Source organism: Hungatella effluvii, from assembly GCF_003201875.1.
Classification (GTDB): Bacteria; Bacillota; Clostridia; order Lachnospirales; family Lachnospiraceae; genus Hungatella; species Hungatella effluvii.
Genome location: NZ_QJKD01000018.1, coordinates 18,681 through 35,385, shown reverse-complemented (window position 1 = coordinate 35,385; position 16,705 = coordinate 18,681). Strand labels below are relative to the sequence as shown.

The 16,705-nt window shown below is 52.2% G+C and carries 14 protein-coding genes; all 14 read left to right on the top strand.

Annotated features, from left to right (window positions below):
* Positions 1-19 precede the first annotated feature (19 nt).
* The 14 genes from DFR60_RS24915 to DFR60_RS24845 all read left to right on the top strand — a co-directional run bounded on the left by DFR60_RS24915 (position 20) and on the right by DFR60_RS24845 (position 16,699).
* Positions 20-1,336: an amidohydrolase family protein gene (locus DFR60_RS24915; protein ID WP_167437728.1), complete on the top strand. Its 1,317-nt coding sequence runs from the start codon at positions 20-22 to the stop codon at positions 1,334-1,336.
* An 18-nt stretch (positions 1,337-1,354) separates the two neighbouring features.
* A complete protein-coding gene (locus DFR60_RS24910; RefSeq protein ID WP_110325366.1) occupies positions 1,355-2,911 on the top strand; it encodes an ABC transporter substrate-binding protein in 1,557 nt (518 codons plus the stop codon).
* A gap of 32 nt (positions 2,912-2,943) precedes the next feature.
* A complete protein-coding gene (locus DFR60_RS24905; protein WP_002604373.1) occupies positions 2,944-3,894 on the top strand; it encodes an ABC transporter permease in 951 nt (316 codons plus the stop codon).
* Positions 3,887-4,753, top strand: coding sequence for an ABC transporter permease (locus DFR60_RS24900; RefSeq protein WP_110325364.1), 867 nt, complete (start codon positions 3,887-3,889; stop codon positions 4,751-4,753). Before DFR60_RS24905 ends, DFR60_RS24900 begins: the two co-directional genes overlap by 8 nt.
* A gap of 12 nt (positions 4,754-4,765) precedes the next feature.
* A complete protein-coding gene (locus DFR60_RS24895) occupies positions 4,766-5,755 on the top strand; it encodes an ABC transporter ATP-binding protein (RefSeq protein WP_110325362.1) in 990 nt (329 codons plus the stop codon).
* A complete protein-coding gene (locus tag DFR60_RS24890; RefSeq protein WP_110325494.1) occupies positions 5,755-6,723 on the top strand; it encodes an ABC transporter ATP-binding protein in 969 nt (322 codons plus the stop codon). Before DFR60_RS24895 ends, DFR60_RS24890 begins: the two co-directional genes overlap by 1 nt.
* A gap of 1 nt (position 6,724) precedes the next feature.
* On the top strand, positions 6,725-8,677 hold the full coding sequence (locus DFR60_RS24885; RefSeq protein WP_110325360.1) for an FAD-dependent oxidoreductase: 1,953 nt from the start codon (positions 6,725-6,727) through the stop codon (positions 8,675-8,677).
* Entirely contained in the window at positions 8,664-8,942 is a 279-nt protein-coding gene (locus DFR60_RS24880) for a 4Fe-4S dicluster domain-containing protein (RefSeq protein WP_002604368.1), read from the top strand. Before DFR60_RS24885 ends, DFR60_RS24880 begins: the two co-directional genes overlap by 14 nt.
* A gap of 89 nt (positions 8,943-9,031) precedes the next feature.
* Entirely contained in the window at positions 9,032-10,015 is a 984-nt protein-coding gene (locus DFR60_RS24875) for a MerR family transcriptional regulator (RefSeq protein ID WP_110325358.1), read from the top strand.
* A gap of 409 nt (positions 10,016-10,424) precedes the next feature.
* A complete protein-coding gene (locus tag DFR60_RS24865) occupies positions 10,425-11,849 on the top strand; it encodes an ABC transporter substrate-binding protein (protein ID WP_110325354.1) in 1,425 nt (474 codons plus the stop codon).
* A 79-nt stretch (positions 11,850-11,928) separates the two neighbouring features.
* Positions 11,929-12,786 (top strand): carbohydrate ABC transporter permease, encoded by an 858-nt coding sequence (locus DFR60_RS24860; RefSeq protein WP_110325352.1) that lies wholly within the window; start codon positions 11,929-11,931, stop codon positions 12,784-12,786.
* A 27-nt stretch (positions 12,787-12,813) separates the two neighbouring features.
* Positions 12,814-13,656 (top strand): carbohydrate ABC transporter permease, encoded by an 843-nt coding sequence (locus tag DFR60_RS24855; RefSeq protein WP_110325350.1) that lies wholly within the window; start codon positions 12,814-12,816, stop codon positions 13,654-13,656.
* A gap of 20 nt (positions 13,657-13,676) precedes the next feature.
* The gene (locus tag DFR60_RS24850) at positions 13,677-15,170 is read left to right on the top strand and encodes a sulfatase family protein (protein WP_110325348.1); all 1,494 of its coding nucleotides are present in this window, start codon (positions 13,677-13,679) and stop codon (positions 15,168-15,170) included.
* A gap of 11 nt (positions 15,171-15,181) precedes the next feature.
* Entirely contained in the window at positions 15,182-16,699 is a 1,518-nt protein-coding gene (locus tag DFR60_RS24845) for a sulfatase-like hydrolase/transferase (RefSeq protein ID WP_110325346.1), read from the top strand.
* The last annotated feature ends 6 nt before the right edge of the window (positions 16,700-16,705 follow it).

Here is a 16,705-nt window from a genome sequence, read left to right as displayed (position 1 = left end):
GCGGGATGGGAGGCGCCGGGTGAAACAGTACATATTGACACATGGAAACCTCCTGACGATGAGGGACCGTACCATAAAATACGATACGGATATCCTGATCAGGGACGGGAAAATACAGAAAATCGGCCGGAATCTGACTGCATCTGCAGTTCAGGAAGCGGCGGGACCCGTGAACGGGATAAACAGTGAAGCAGATGCCTGGAAATGCGAGGCAGATGCATTAAACGGTGAAACAAAGATTCTCGATATAAGCGGCCGGTATGTGATGCCCGGGCTGATCGACAGCCACTGCCACTACGACGCCGATTATATGGGAAAGATGTTCCTGGCCTGCGGCGTTACTTCCGTCAGAAACATGCGGGGGTACAAACGCCACGCTGAATATGCCGCGGAGACGCTGGCGGGAAAGCGGACAGGCCCCTATATCTATTCCAGCGGTCCAATCTATGACGGAGAAGATCCGGGTATACCGGACAATTCCAATGAGATCGTCCGCACGGAGGCGGACGTGGAGCAGGCGATCGAGTATACGATCCGGAATGGGTTCTTATGGCTTAAGACGTATCCGTCCATTGAGCCGGAGCTTTACCGGTATCTGCTTAAACGAGCGAGACAGCAGGGGCTTCCCGTATGCGGCCATATGAGTAAGAAGCTGGACGACAAGGTGCTGGCAGACGCCGGCTATTACTGCTGCGAGCACAGCAGCTCCCTTCCGTCCCACAATGCCGATATCCGCTATCTGGCCGAATCCGGGATGTGGTTTACTCCCACACAGGCCGTATGCGAAACGCTGCCGGACTATGTCTGGAACGGTAAAACGCTGCCGGAGCTGGAGCATTTTAAAGATCTCCCGGAATGTGAGCGGGAGAGCTGGGAGAGCAGAAACCGGAAAATCATCGAGAGCTACCGCAGCCAGGGCGTTCGCCCCGATATCCGTGTGGTGATCAGCAGAGGACGAACCTTTCTGGAATATTCAGACCGGTTCATGGCCGGTACAGACTGCGCTTATCCGGGAATTATCCCGGGCTTTTCCATGGCAGATGAGCTGGAGAAGCTGGTAGAGCTCTACGGATGCACGGCTTTCGAGGCTCTGAAGGCGGCCACGGTCAATCCGGCCGCGCATATTGGCCTGGAAGAGAAGAAGGGAAGTATCCGTGAAGGCATGGATGCCGATATCGTGGTATTGGCTGGGAATCCACTGGCCGATATTGGAAATGTGAGAAAAGTCAGCATGGTATTCCAGGGTACGAATTTATACGATGAGGAGACCATCAGGGCCTACGGCAGTGAGGCGGGTTTCCTGAAGAAAGAAGAGATCGAATTTATCCATTGGTAAAGAGAGAGGAGCAAGATTATGAAAAAGGGTATGGCAGTTATTCTGGCGGCGGTGACGGCGCTGTCGCTTACCGCCTGCGGCGGTTCAGGAAGCGCAGGCAATACACAGAACGATACACAGAGTCAATCATCGGAGTCGGGCACGGGTGCCTCCAGCTCCGGTAATACCGATATGGTGGTGGCCATGGGCGCCGATATTGACACGCTTCATCCGTCGGACTACTCCACTACCGCAGAGCTTACGGTTTTAAATCAGCTCTATGACACGATGATGTATATGAATCCGGATGGCGAACACGATCCGGAGCCGCGTCTCGCGGAATCATACGAGGTGAGCGAGGATGGAAAGACCTATACCTTCCATCTGCGGGAGGACGCCACGTTTCACGACGGCACGCCGGTTACAGCGAAGGATGCGGTATTTTCCCTAAATTTGTATAAGGATTCCCAGTACCAGAATTCCCAGGTGACGGGACTGGCGAGCGCGGAAGCTGTAGATGACCATACCGTGGTCTGCCACCTGGATAATCCGTACTCCCCATTCCTGCTGGGGGCCTGTTCCGTCCATATCGCTTCCGAGGCGTATTATGAAAAATCGGCCGACGACTTTGTCAATAAGCCGGTGGGCAGCGGCCCGTACAAATTTACGGGAAGAAGCAAAGGAAGCAGTGTAACGCTGGAAGCGTATGACGGCTACTACCGCGGGGAAGCGGCGATTAAAAAAGTGACCTTCGAGGTTATTCCGGACCAGTCTACCATGGCGATCGCCATTCAGACGGGCGAGGTGGATTTTGCGGAAATCGACTCGGCCAGCCTTCCGCAGCTGAAGGCGGATAAGAATGTCACCATTGCGGAGATTCCAACCTCCAGCTTCTCCTATGTATGCATGAACCTGGATAAGGCTCCATTTGATGACGTGAGAGTGCGCCAGGCGTTAAACTATGCCATCAACCGCGAGAATCTGGTGCAGATCTGCTATGACGGAGAGGCCACGGTAAACTCCAACTTATGTTCCGCCAACCGGTTCGGCTACTCCGAGGAACAGCCGAAATACGAGTATGATCCGGAGAAGGCCAAATCCCTTCTGGCCGAGGCAGGAATCACGACGCCGTATCAGCTGGGAGAAATGCTGGTGGCCGAAAAGTATTCCAATCTCGCCACCGTAATTCAGAATGATTTAAAGGCAGTCGGACTGGAGACGACGATTTCCGTAAAGGAATTTAATTCCTATATCGGAGATTTGACCAGCGGCAGCTATACCATCAGCGCGCTGAATATGACGCTGGAGGGAGATACCCAGATGATGGAGATGGCCTTTGCCAGCGATTACATCGGAACTGCCAACAATGCCAGATATTCGGACGCGGAGATGGATGCGCTGTTTGATAAGACACGGGTTTCCAACGACAAGGAAGAACGCGCGGAGCTCTTTAACCAGATTTTTACGAAAGCGCAGGAGGAAGCCATCTACGTTCCGCTGGCCAATCCGCTTACGCTGTTCGCATACAACTCTTCACTGAAATGCCCGGAAATTCCGTACGAGGCAGTGTATTACATCTATGATTTTGCCTGGTAAGGCTTCAATCCGTGGAAGGGAGGACATTCTCCATGACCAAATACGTGGCCAAGCGGCTTCTGTACATGATTCCTGTTTTGCTCGGAGTCGCATTTTTAGTATTTTCCATATTATCCATGACGCCGGGAGATCCCGGTTCCATTATCCTCGGAATCACGGCGTCGAAAGAGGATATCGCGGCGCTGAACGCGGAATTCGGGTATGACAAGCCGTTTCTGATCCGCTTTTTTAACTACATCGGGGATATCGTATTCCATTTTAATCTGGGAGTATCCTACCAGAGCCGGCAGCCAGTCATACAGGATATTGTCGCCAGGTTCCCGAACACACTGCTACTGACCGTATTTTCCATGTCTCTTTCCGCTTTTATCGGGATCCTGCTCGGGATTGTCTCTGCGGTGAGACAGTATTCCGTGCTGGACCATACGTGCGTGATTGTGGCTCTGGTGTTTGCCTCCATACCGGGATTCTGGCTGGGGCTCATGCTGATGCTGGTATTTTCCCTGCATCTGGGGCTGCTGCCATCCTACGGCGCAGGCACTCTGAAGCATTTTATTCTGCCTACCATAACCATATCCTTAGGGTCGGCCGCCAGCCTGCTCCGCCTCACCAGATCCGCCATGCTTGAGACGGTGAGGCAGGAGTATATCCGGACGGCCCGGGCCAAGGGAGCGGGCGAGAAACGGATTATCATGCGCCATGCGCTGAGAAATGCCCTCCTGCCGGTCGTCACAACGCTGGGAACCAGCTTCGGAGCCTCCTTAGGCGGCGCGATCATTGCGGAGACCGTGTTTGCCATGCCGGGGATGGGAACTTTAATCACGACGGCTATCCGGCAGAAGGATATTCCTGTGGTCATGGGCTCAACCCTGTTTCTGGCATTTTTATTCAGCCTTATCATTCTTCTGGTCGATGTCCTGTACGCCTTCATCGATCCGAGAATTAAGGCCAAATACCAGGAAGGAGGAAAGAGCCGTGGCTAAGGGAAAGAAACGCAGGAACGCCATCCGGAACGAAGTCTGGTACCGGTTTAAGAAGAATAAGGCGGCCATGCTCGGCCTCGTTATCCTGGTGGTGATCGTCGCGATCGCCGTGTTTGCCGACCTCATTGTCCCCTATTCCAAATGCATCGAACAGGACGGGGGCGCAAGACTTCTGATGCCGGGAGCCGCGCATTTCTTCGGGACGGATGAATACGGCCGGGATTTATTTGCCCGTGTGGTTCACGGTTCCAGATATTCTCTCTTCATCGGCGTATCCACCAGCTTAATGGCACTGGTGATCGGCGCCGTGCTGGGAGCCAGCGCGGGATATTTCGGCGGAGTGATCGACAATACCATCTGCCGCATCATGGACGTGTTTATCTGCGTGCCGCCGATTCTCATGTCTCTGGCCGTGGTGGCGGCGCTGGGAACGAACTTAAAGAACCTGATTATCGCAATTACCATATCGTGCATTCCGGGGAATGTCAGACTGATCCGGTCGGTGGTCATGACTGTGGCCGAACAGGATTACATCCGGGCGGCAAAGTCCTACGGGACCTCCAATGCGCGCATTATTTTCAGATACGTGCTGCCCAACGCCATGGGGCCGATCATTGTAAACACGACGATGAGCATTTCCGGAATGATCTTATCCGCCGCAGGCTTGAGCTTTATCGGCATGGGAATCCAGCCGCCGTCTCCGGAATGGGGCGCGCTGCTCTCCGGTGCTCAGAAGTATATGTTTACTTCACCGTATCTGCTGTTTTTCCCGGGTGTCTTTATTCTGCTCGCTTCCCTGGCGTTTAATCTGGTGGGGGACGGACTTACCGACGCCCTGGATCCCAAACTGAAGGACTAAGGAGGTGGCGCAATGAGTGAAACGATACTGGAGATCGAGAATCTGTCCGTGGTATACGAGACGGATATGGAGACGGTGCACGCCGTAAACGGAATCAGCTTCTCCCTGGGAAAAGGGGAGACTCTGGGGCTGGTGGGAGAGACGGGGGCCGGAAAGACGACGGCGGCGCTGACCATCCTGGGGCTTTTGCCGGAACGGACAGGAAAGATTACGGGAGGAGCCATCCGGTTTGAGGGGACGGAGCTTGGGAAACTGAGCGCCCATGAGATGGAGAAAATCCGGGGAGCCAGAATATCCATGATATTTCAGGATCCTATGTCGGCCTTAAATCCGGTCCTCACAGTGGGCAGCCAGATCGCCGAGGCCTTAGAGCTTCACAACACCGACGGCCTGTCAAAGAAAGAGATTGAAAAGCGGGTGGAGGACACTCTGGAGATGGTGGGCATTCCGAAAGAGCGGAAGGCCAATTATCCCCATCAGTTCTCCGGCGGCATGCGCCAGCGCGTGGTGATCGCCATGGCCCTGATTCTGAGTCCGGAGCTTTTAATCGCGGATGAACCGACGACCGCCCTTGATGTTACCATACAGGCGCAGATACTGACTATGATCTGTGACCTTCAGAGAAAATACGGAACCAGTGTAATTATGATTACCCATGATTTGGGGGTGGTTGCGGAGACGTGTGACAAGGTGGCCATCGTCTACGCCGGGGAGATCGTGGAGTACGGAACGCTGAGCGATATCTTCAGCAGCGGCAGGCACCATCCCTATACGGAAGGACTGTTTGGATCCATTCCCAGCCTTACGGAGGAGACGAAGCGCCTTCATCCCATCGAGGGAATTCTGCCGGATCCGACGAACCTGCCGAAGGGCTGCAAATTCTCGCCCCGATGCACGAAGTGCATGGAGCCGTGCAGTCTGACAGCGCCGGCCGTATATGAGGATAACGGCCATCTGATCCGCTGCCATCTGTACCGCGATAACAAAGGAGGGCAGGAATGATGGAAGATCTGCTGTTGGATGTAAAACATTTAAAGAAATATTTTGACACGCCTTCCGGTCTGCTTCACGCAGTAGATGATGTAAGCTTTTCCGTTAAGCGGGGAACGACACTGGGAGTCGTGGGAGAATCCGGCTGCGGAAAATCCACGCTGGGTTCCACTCTTTTATACCTTGACGAGCCCACGGGCGGCGAGATCCTGTTTGAGGGAACGAGCCTTCAGCGCGTGGGAAAGAAGGAATTCAAACGGATACGCCCCAGAATGCAGATGATTTTTCAGGATCCCTACTCCAGCTTAAACGGGCGCATGAATGTCCGGCAGCTGATTGCGGAACCCCTGATCGTCAATAAGGTCTGTAAGGATAAGAAGGAGATCGAGGCGCGGGTGGATGCCATGATGGAGACCGTCGGCCTGGCCAGACGCCTTGCGGGCGCCTATCCACACGAACTGGACGGAGGACGGCGCCAGAGAATCGGAATCGGTCGGGCGCTGATCATGGAACCGGCCTTTGTCGTGTGCGACGAGCCGGTGTCAGCCCTGGACGTGTCGATTCAGGCTCAGATTTTAAATCTCCTGATGGACCTTCAGGACAGCATGAATCTGACGTATCTGTTTATTACACACGATCTGTCTGTGGTTAAACACATATCCGATGAGATCATGGTGATGTACCGGGGGAAATGCGTGGAACAGGCATCGTCGGCCGAACTTTTCAGGAAGCCGCTCCATCCGTATACGAGGGCCCTTCTGGCGGCGATCCCCGATCCCAGCCCGGAATCGAGAAATAAGAAGAGGAGTCTTCTCCAGGGAGAGGTGGCCAGTCCGGTGAATCCGGGGCCGGGATGCCGGTTTGCGGCGCGATGTCCGTTTGTGAAAGAGGAATGCAGGACCGGCGAGATTATGCTTGAAGAAGTCAGCCCGGGTCACTTTGCGGCGTGTCCGGGATGCGTGGACAGAATGGAGGAGTAAAATGAGTGCAGAAACATACAGCTGGCCCTATGCCAATGAGATTGGAGATGAGGAGATCGTAACCAGCGATGTCCTGGTCCTGGGCGGCGGGCTGGCAGGCTGCTTTGCTGCCATAGCCGCGGCCAGAAAAGGGAAATCTGTGGTGCTGGTGGAAAAGGGGGCCGTGGAACGAAGCGGTTCCGCCGGAACGGGTTTTGACCACTGGGAATCAGCCTGTACCAATCCCTGTTCCGGGGTGACGCCCGAGGAAATCGCGGAGGCCTACATCCACGAACAGGATTGGTACAGCAATGGAATCGCCCACTATATCGAATGCCGCGAGGGATACGACCGCGTCCTGGACCTGGAGGCTTTCGGCGGAAAGGTGAGGGATACCGGAGATGAATTTCAGGGCGCAGAGTTTCGGGATGAGAAGACGAAGCTGATGTTTGCCTATGACTATAAAAGCAAATTTACCCTGCGCGTCTGGGGAACCACCTTTAAGCCTGCCCTGGCGCGGGAACTGAAGAGACTGGGCGTGAAGGTTTATGAGAGGACAGAGGCCACGGCCCTGCTGACCGCGGTAAAGGACGGAAAGAAGAAGGGAGCCGGGGCCTGCGGAATGGATGTCCATACGGGAAAATTCTATATCTTCCGGTCGAAGGCCACGATTCTCACTATGTCCAGGCCGGCCAGAGTCTGGCTGTTTAATCCGGATCTGGTGGGCTTATGCGAATTCCGTCCCATGCAGAGCATCGGAAGCGGCCACGCCATGGGATGGCGGGCCGGAGTGGAATTTACCATGATGGAGAAATCGGTGCGCGCGGAATTTTCGGGCGCAGGAAGAAGTTTTCCTGCATACGGAACCGGCAATAACCACAATACCTGGTACGCGGCCACCATGGTGGATGCCAGAGGCGTAGAGATTCCATACGTGGACCGTGACGGAAATGAACTGAAAACTGTATCCGAGCGGTATTATCCGGCCCAGGGCCAGAAATTCTTCTTAAAAGGCGGAGTCATCGACAATCCGAAGTATGAATACCGGGGACCGGAAACTCTGGACTTCGAGGAACTGATCCGCAGGGGATACCAGCTCCCGTTCTATGCGGATTTGAGCCGCATGCCGGAGGATGAACGCCGCGTTATCTGGGGAATGATGGTCGGCGAGGAGGCGAAGACCAGAATTCCGATTCTGGAAAATTATACCGAACGGGGATTCGATCCGGAAAAGGACATGCTCCAGAGCTACGGTACCGGCTGGCAGTCCGCCAGCTTTCTGGACCAGGAGCGCCAGTTTTTCGGAGCGCCGGGCGGAATCATGCACGACTGGGACTTAATGACGAACATCGAAGGCGTCTATGCGGCCGGAGACCAGCTGTATGCCTCCGACTGCGCGGGATTTGCCTGTGCCACGGGATATTACGCGGGAAGAAAGGCGGCGGACTGCGCTTCAGATCATGAGTTGGAGGATTTTAGCAGGGAAGAGGCCGATCGGGAAAAAGAGAGGCTGTACGCGCCTCTTTACGTGAAGGACGGAACCAACTGGAAAGAGCTGAACATGGCGATATCCAAGGCAATGCAGAACTACTGCGGCGGCGTGAAATGTGAGGACCTTTTAAAAGAGGGGCTGGACCTCCTGGAGAGCTATGAGCGGGAGGTGGTTCCCACTCTGTCGTGCGCCAACCCACACGACCTCATGAGAACCCATGAGGTCCTGGATATTCTGACCGTGGCCCAGCTGGTGCTTCACGCCTGCCTGCGGCGGCGGTCCAGTTCGCAGCCGCTGTGCTTTCAAAGAAGTGATTATCCGCAGGTGGACCCGGAGGGGGAACGGCGTCATATCGTCATCCGCCAGGAGGACGGCCAGGTGAGGGAGCGAAGCGTTCCTCTCGATTTCTTCGGAAATCTTCAGGAGGAGTACGAACGGCGCAACCAGGATTATATGGGGGAGGTCAGCCATGAAAAAGCCTGAATTTACAGTGAGGCCGGTTGCCAGCAGCGCCAGGCCGATCATTTACGATGAAAGCCTCTGTATCGGATGCAACCGGTGTGCATCGGTCTGCCAGTGCGATATTCTGCTTCCGTCAGAAACCAAGGGAAAACCGCCCATTGTTATGTATCCGGGAGAATGCTACTACTGCGGCGCCTGCGTCATGGCCTGTCCGGTAAAAGGGGCTGTCAGACTGGAGCATCCGCTGATGAACCGGGCAAAGTTCGTGCCGGTGAGAGAAAAATAAAACGGAATGCATGAACACAAGAATTAAAAAAACAGTTGACTGCGACACCGTGTCGTCGTTTATACTCAAGTCATGAGGAGGTGAGAACCATGGAGCTTATGACTGTGAGCCAGGTGTCGAAGAGCCTGGGGATATCTACGAGGATGCTGCGTTATTACGAGCAGGCGGGCCTTGTGGAGAGTCTGCGGCAGGAGGGGTATGCATACCGGATCTACGATGAAAAGGCTGTACTGCGGCTGAAGCAGATTCTGCTGCTCCGCAGGCTGCGTATCCCTGTGCGCCAGATCAAGGCGATTCTGCAGAAGGAGGACGCAGTAGAGGCGATTGAAATATTCCGCGAGAATATCAGAAATCTGGATGAAGAAATGACGGCGCTCTCTGTGGTCAAAGAGATATTGAACCATTTTGTGGAAGAACTGAGCAGAACCGCAAAACTGCCTTTGGAGAGAATTTTGCTGGATGATGTTCTGGCAGACTCCATTGAGTCTCTCGGCCTTATCAGCATTAACTTTAAGGAGGATCAGACGATGGAGAAGTTAAAGAAAGCGGAAGCAGGACTGTCCAGAATCGAGGATGTGCGAATCATCTACCTGCCGCCTTCCGCTGTGGCGGCTGCCCACTATGTCGGCGATGAGCCGGAATTTCATGTGAATGAGATGTTGGACCGTTTTGTGAGGGAGGCAGGTCTTCATAGGAGGAAGCCTGACTTAAGGCACTATGGCTTTAATCATCCGAATCCAACGGATGCGACCGGTTACCATGGATATGAGAGCTGGGTGACGATCCCGGAGGACATGGAAGTCCCGGCTCCGCTTGTAAAGAAACTGTTTGTGGGAGGTATCTACGCCGCCCATATGATTTCCTTCGGCAGTTTTAATGAGTGGGATCTGCTGCTCAATTGGGTTAACAGCAATGAGAAGTACGAGTTTGCGGGGGATATGCTGGACCAGGAGCATATGTGCGGCCTACTGGAGGAACACTTGAATTATATAAGCCATGTGGAGCTGGCAAATACGGAGCCGGAAGAGTTTCAGCTGGATCTCCTGGTGCCGGTGAGAGAAAGAAAAATATAAATACAAATGTAAGGATAGTTAGAATCGCCGGAAGGCAGTGAACACTGATAAAATCAGTATTTGCTGCCTTCTTTATTTTCTGATGACATGCATTTGCTTTATATACAGGAGTTATTAACGCATTGATAACGCAGGGGTACACAAAAGATAAACAATTGATAAATATAAGATATATACAGACTGGAAACGGTGCAATCGTTCTCATATATAATCCTTTAACAAAAGATAAAATCATGATAAAATACATTTGTATTAATAATTACCAATTATTTATCATGATAAGTAAAAAATGTGTAAGAAAAGACAAGAGGTATGAAAACCACTGCGTTCAAACCTGTGAAACGGCAGAAATGGTACGTAAGCAGCACAAAAGACAGCTGCGGGGTTTACAAAAGAAGGAGGAAAAAAGATGAAAAAGTGTTTATCAGTTTTACTGTCGGCGGTAATGGCCGCCTCTCTGCTGAGCGGATGCGGATCTGCGGATCAGAAACAGACATCACCGGCTGCCATAGAACCCTCTGCGGAAGGCAGTACAACGGTGGAAGCGGCACCAGCTACTGAGAAGGCAGAGACAGCACCGGGGGAGAAAAAACAGATTTCCCTGTGGTTCTGGAGTGCGCCGGCAGATCAGCAGGTTCTTTTAAAACAGATTATTGAGGATGACATCAACGCGGTTCAGGATGACTACGTTTTAAACATTGAATTCCACGCGGGAAATGATCAGAATATCGCCACAGCGCTGGCTGCCAACGGCGGGCCGGATATCGTCTTTACTTCAGGCCCTTCCTATGTGACCAATTACGCATCGGCCGGTAAGCTGGAGAATTTGGACCGGTACGCGGAGAAGTATGGATGGAACGACCGGCTGCTGGAGCCAATCTACAATCTGGGCACTTATGAAGAATCGCTCTATGGCCTGTCAAACTCCCTGATGGTCATGGGTGTCTTCTACAATAAGAAAGTGCTCGCTGATAATGGCTGGGAGGTTCCGGAAACCATTGAGGAGATGGAGACAATCATGAAAGCGGCCCAGGAGAAAGGCCTTTACGGAAGCGTAACGGGCAATAAAGGGTGGAAGCCTGTCAATGCCAACTATTCCAGTCTGTTTTTAAACCATATCGCAGGACCGGAAAAGGTGTATGAATGTCTGAAGGGCGAAGCCAAATGGAACAATCCTGATATGGTGGAGGCTCTGAACAAATCAGCGGAATGGTATCAGAACGGCTGGCTTGGGGGAGACAACTATACGGATCTGAACTTCGATGAGAGCGTCCAGCTTCTGTCCATGGGTATGGCTCCTTTCTTCGTGGGACCTTCCAATGTATTCCAGTGGGCACCAAAGTATTTCCGTGGACTTACGGAAGACGATTTTGGATTTTTCCCGTTTCCGGCTACCAATGATAAGGTAAACTATCCGACCTATACGCTGGGTGTTACCTCCTGCCTGTCTATCAACGCTTTTTCTCCTTACAAGGATGAGTGCGCGGAGATCCTGGATAAGATCATGACCAACGATTTTATGGTCAAGCTGACGAAGGAGTGGCCCGGGTACTGGGCAATTCCGCTGAAACAGTATGATATACCGGCAGATACCATGACGGGAATCTCCGCGGTATTCTGCGACGTTATGATCGATACCTTAAAGGCGATCGAGGAAGGCAATTACGGATATTATACGACCAGCTTCTGTCCGCCGGCCACGGATGTCGCGCTGCAGGATATCGATGGTGTGTGGCTCAAGACCATGAGTGCGGAAGAGGTTTTAGACAGAACGGATGTGGAATTTGAGAAGGAACTTGCAAATGGCCTGGTAGTCCCGCTGCCGGAACGGTAGATCGGGCGGCAAATCAGGTTAGGAGGAGACAGAGCCGGACGGATATTACATGCCCGGCTCTGCTGCAAAGGAGGGTAAAATGAAACGCAGACGAGATTATCTATTGCTTCTCCCGGCTTTTGTGCTGAGCATGGCCGTTGTGTTTATTCCAGGTGTGATGACGATATTTGCGTCCTTCACGGACTGGAACGGCGTATCCCTGAATTTTCATTTCATAGGACTGCGGAATTTCTCCGAGCTTTTCGGTGATAAGATATTCTGGAGGGCAATCTATGACAATGTGAGATGGGTTGCGCTGTTTCTGACGATTCCTGTGGTGATCGGACTTGTGACATCCGTGCTTCTGCTGAACCGCAGACACAAGGGACTGTACCAGATGCTGTTTTTATTCCCCTATGTACTTGCACCAGTGACAAACGTGGCCGTATGGCAGAATATTATTTATAACCCGATTTTCGGACTGGTGGGCTATCTAAACCGCCAGGGCTTTCATATTCCGTCGCTGCTCAGCGATATGAAAACCGCTTTATATGCAGTAGCCGCCACGGATATCTGGCACTACTGGGGATTTTTGATGGTGGTATACTTAGCTTCCTTAAGGCAGACGCCGGAGGATCAGGTGGAGGCGGCCAAGGTCGAAGGATGTAACGGATGGCAGCTGTTTCGGTACGTCTACTTCCCCAATATGCTTCCAACCTTTAAATTAATGATGATTATGTCTGTCATCAATTCCTTCCTGACGTATGACTACGTCTACTTAATGACATCGGGAGGCCCGGCGCACTCGACAGAAATGCTGAGCACCTACGCATATACGTTCGCATTTGCGTCTCTTCAGGTTGGAAAGGCGGCGGCTATCGCTCTCTTCATGAGCTTTTTCGGGCTGATAGCATCCTTTGTCTACATCCACCTGTCACAAAATGAGATCATGTCATAGAGGCCGCAGAGCCGGAAAGGAGTTTATATGGCAGTAATGGGTAAGAAAAAGCGGATCGTTACGCTGGTCACGGTTCATGCGATTCTGATTCTGCTGGTGATCACGGCGTTGTTTCCGATTGCGCTCGTCGTGCTTAACAGCTTCAAGCCCCATGTGGCGATTGTCGCCAATCCGCTGTCCTGGCCGGAGAGCTTTACACCGGTCAACTATAGCAGCGCATGGAGCTATGCCAAGTTTGGAATCGGGTTTAAAAACAGTATTATTCTGGCGGCCTGTACGATAGTCATCGTACTGTTTACCTCGACCCTGGGCGGCTATGTGCTTGCCACCAGAAGAGGAAAAGTGGTGAATCTGGCACTTGTGTATTTCATGATTGTTATGACGATCCCAATTCAGCTGTTTTTATTTCCTCTTTATTATGTGATGTCCTATTTAAAGCTTGTGGGCACGGTTGTACCGATCAGCTTTATTCTCGCGGCCAGAAATATACCGCTGGCGCTGTTTCTGATGCGGACGTTTTTTTTAAACGTTCCTAAGGAGCTGGAGGAGGCCGCCAGAATCGACGGAGCCAATACAGGGCACGTCTTGTGGTATGTCATGGCCCCCGTTGTGTCTCCGGGCCTTCTGACCGTCAGTGTAATCGTGGGACTGAATGCATGGAATGAGTTCCTGATCACATCGACCTTTCTGCAGGGTGAGAAAAACTTTACTGCGACGCTGATGCTTCGCAGCATGTCGGGACAGTTCGGGTCGGATATCGGAATTATGATGGCCGGAGCCATGATCTTAATCGCCCCGGTTCTCATCTTTTTTATGATTACACAGCGCTATTTCATCGACGGGCTGGTCTCCGGTTCTGTCAAGGGATAGGATAGAAAGGAGCACTTGAAATGAAAGCATTTTTAATTCTGATTGACAGTTTAAACCGTCATTTTCTTCCGTGCTATAATCCGGATTCCAGGGTGGCGGCGGAACACTTAACCAGGTTTTCGGAGGAAAACATCACCTTTGATTCCCACTACGTGGCTTCCGCTCCCTGCATGCCGGCGAGACGGGATATCTTTACAGGGAGAATCAATTTTCTGGAGAGAAACTGGGGCGGCATGGAACCATTCGATGTTACGCTCATCAATACACTCCGGGAGCATGGGATTTTCACACACATTACGACCGATCATCCCCACTATTTTGAGATCGGCGGGGAGAACTACTGCCAGATGTTCCATACGTGGAACTTTGAACGGGGACAGGAGGGGGATGTCTGGGTTTCGAGAGTAAAAGGAAGCGATATTCCCGAGCCGCATTATGGAAAGGTCAATAACCAGAACCAGTTAAACCGTCTGGCCTATACGAAAGAGGAGGAGTACCCGACGCCGAGAACTTTTAGGTCCGCGTGTGACTGGATCGACAGCAACCGCGGCGCGGATGACTACTTCATGATGGTCGAAGCCTTTGATCCCCATGAGCCTTTCGACTGTACGGAAAATTATAAAGAACTGTATCCAGATACGTATGACGGACCGTATTTCGACTGGCCATCATACCGGGCGCTGGATGAGGAGACTCCGGAGGCAATGGAACATTTGCGAAACGAATATTCGGCAACGCTGACCATGATGGACCACTGGTTCGGAAGGTTTATTCAGAAGCTTAAGGATACAGGAATCTATGAGGAATCCCTCATTATCGTGACCTCGGATCACGGCCATATGCTGGGAGAACACGGGTTCGCAGCGAAGAATTTCATGCCGGCCTACCAGGAACTGGTTCATATTCCCCTGCTCGTTCACCTGCCCGGTTCTGCGTATGGGGGCAAACGGATCGGCAGCCTGACACAGAATATCGATCTGATGCCAACATTCCTGGAGTATTTTAAGATAGAGACGCCGAAGACGGTGCTGGGAAAGAGCCTGCTGCCAGTGATCCCTCATGACACGCCGTTCCGTGATCAGGCGATCTACGGCTGGTTTGGAAAGGCGGTCAATGTGACGGATGGAACCCATACCTATTTTCGTGCGCCGGTATCCGAAGATAATCAGCCGTGCTTTACCTATGGAGCCATGCCGACTACATTTTTACAGTATTGGGATGTGAAGCCGGGAGATTATGAGGCTGGAGCGTTTCTGCCGTACACGGATTATCCTGTCTTCAAGGTCAGGTTCCGGGTAGAGGGCCATTATCCGGAATGTCCGGATGGACTGGATTACGTGCGGGAAAATCTTTTGTTTGATATCCGGTCTGACCCGCATCAGAACAGGCCCTTGAAGGATGAGGCGCTGGAGGCAGAGATGATCGAGAAGCTGTGCGCCGCACTCCGTGAATATCAGGCGCCGCCGGAACAGTGGGAGCGTCTCGGAATAGAATCGTGTTCGGGAAGAAAATAGAGGAGATACTAATGAAGAAACCAAATGTTATTATGATTAACAGCGACCACCAGGCGCTGCACCAGTGGACTTTTTATGAGAATAAGCCGCATCGGCCGTATTATGAACAGTTTGTAAAGGAAGGGGCGGAATTTACACATGCCTGCTGTGCAGCGCCTTTGTGCGGGCCATCGAGAAGAAGCCTGCTGACCGGTCTGTATCCGCATGCGCATAAGCAGTATCACAATGAGACAAATCCGCCGTATGCGGATGAAGTCTATCTGGATTCGCTGGCCGAAGCAGGCTATCGAAACTACTTTTTTGGTAAATGGCATGCCGGTCCGGGAACCGCGCTGGACCATCACTGTGAGGGGCTGTCACCAGAGGAGTACGGGAATCCGTACGTTACAAAGGAGTATGAAGACTATTTAAGAAAGCGGAACCTTCCGGCTGCCGCACACCGGATTAAACGAGTCTTTTTCTGGGCGGACAAGAGCCAGCAGGCGTATCAGAAAGGCTCGCCCGATGATATACCCAAAGATGGAGAAATCTTTAAGCTTCAGGATCCCAGGCACTGTTGTGAAGCCGCTTACGGAATTACGGTGACTCCAAAGGAAACACTGGAATTCTTTTTCCTGTCAGAACTGGCGTGTGAGAAGCTGGAAGAACTGAGCACGGATGGCGACGATGCCCCATTTTCGCTGCGAGTGGATTTCTGGGGACCTCATCAGCCGTATTTTCCGACTCAGGAGTATTACGATCTGTATAAGGATGCGTCATATCCAACCTATGCCAGCTTTAACAGCGGACTTGAGGGCAAGCCGGAGGTTTATTTTACGGAGAAGAATGTTCCGATCGGGAAAGACAACCGTATCGTCATTCCCAATGCTCTGGCATGGGAGGAATATGAAGAAATGCTTAAATGTTGTGCGGCTCAAATCACGATGATCGATGAAGCCATTGGCAGAATCTTGAACAAGGTGAAAGAACTGGGAATGGAAGAAAACACGGTGATCATCTGGACTGCCGACCACGGCGACGGTCTCGCCTGCCATGGAGGGCATTTTGACAAAGGGTCGTATTTATCCCAGGAGGTATTGCGGGTTCCTCTGGGAATCAAGTGGAAAGGAAAGATCGAGGCAGGGCTTAAGATAGACGCTCCGGTCTGCACAGTGGATGTGCCTGTGACGATCATGGATGCAGCCGGATTAGAGTATAAAAACAGCGTGCACGGAGAAAGTCTGATTCCGATGTGCCAGGGAAAGAAGATGCCGGAATATGCAGTGAGTGAGACGTATGGCTTGGGATACGGGGAATACGTGAAGGCAAGAGCGATTACGGATGAAAACTACAAGTTGGTCGCCACTCTGGGACAGGCCTATGAGCTGTACGATTTGAAGGCAGACCCCTATGAACTGAAAAACCGGTATGATGACCCTGCTTACGTTGCGGTTCAGATGGAAATGGAAGAAAAATTAAAAGAATGGCAGAGAGCGACCGGCGACGAGATCTCATTTTTCGATGGAAGTGATTTTGCCGAATGTAAGTGAGTGGGA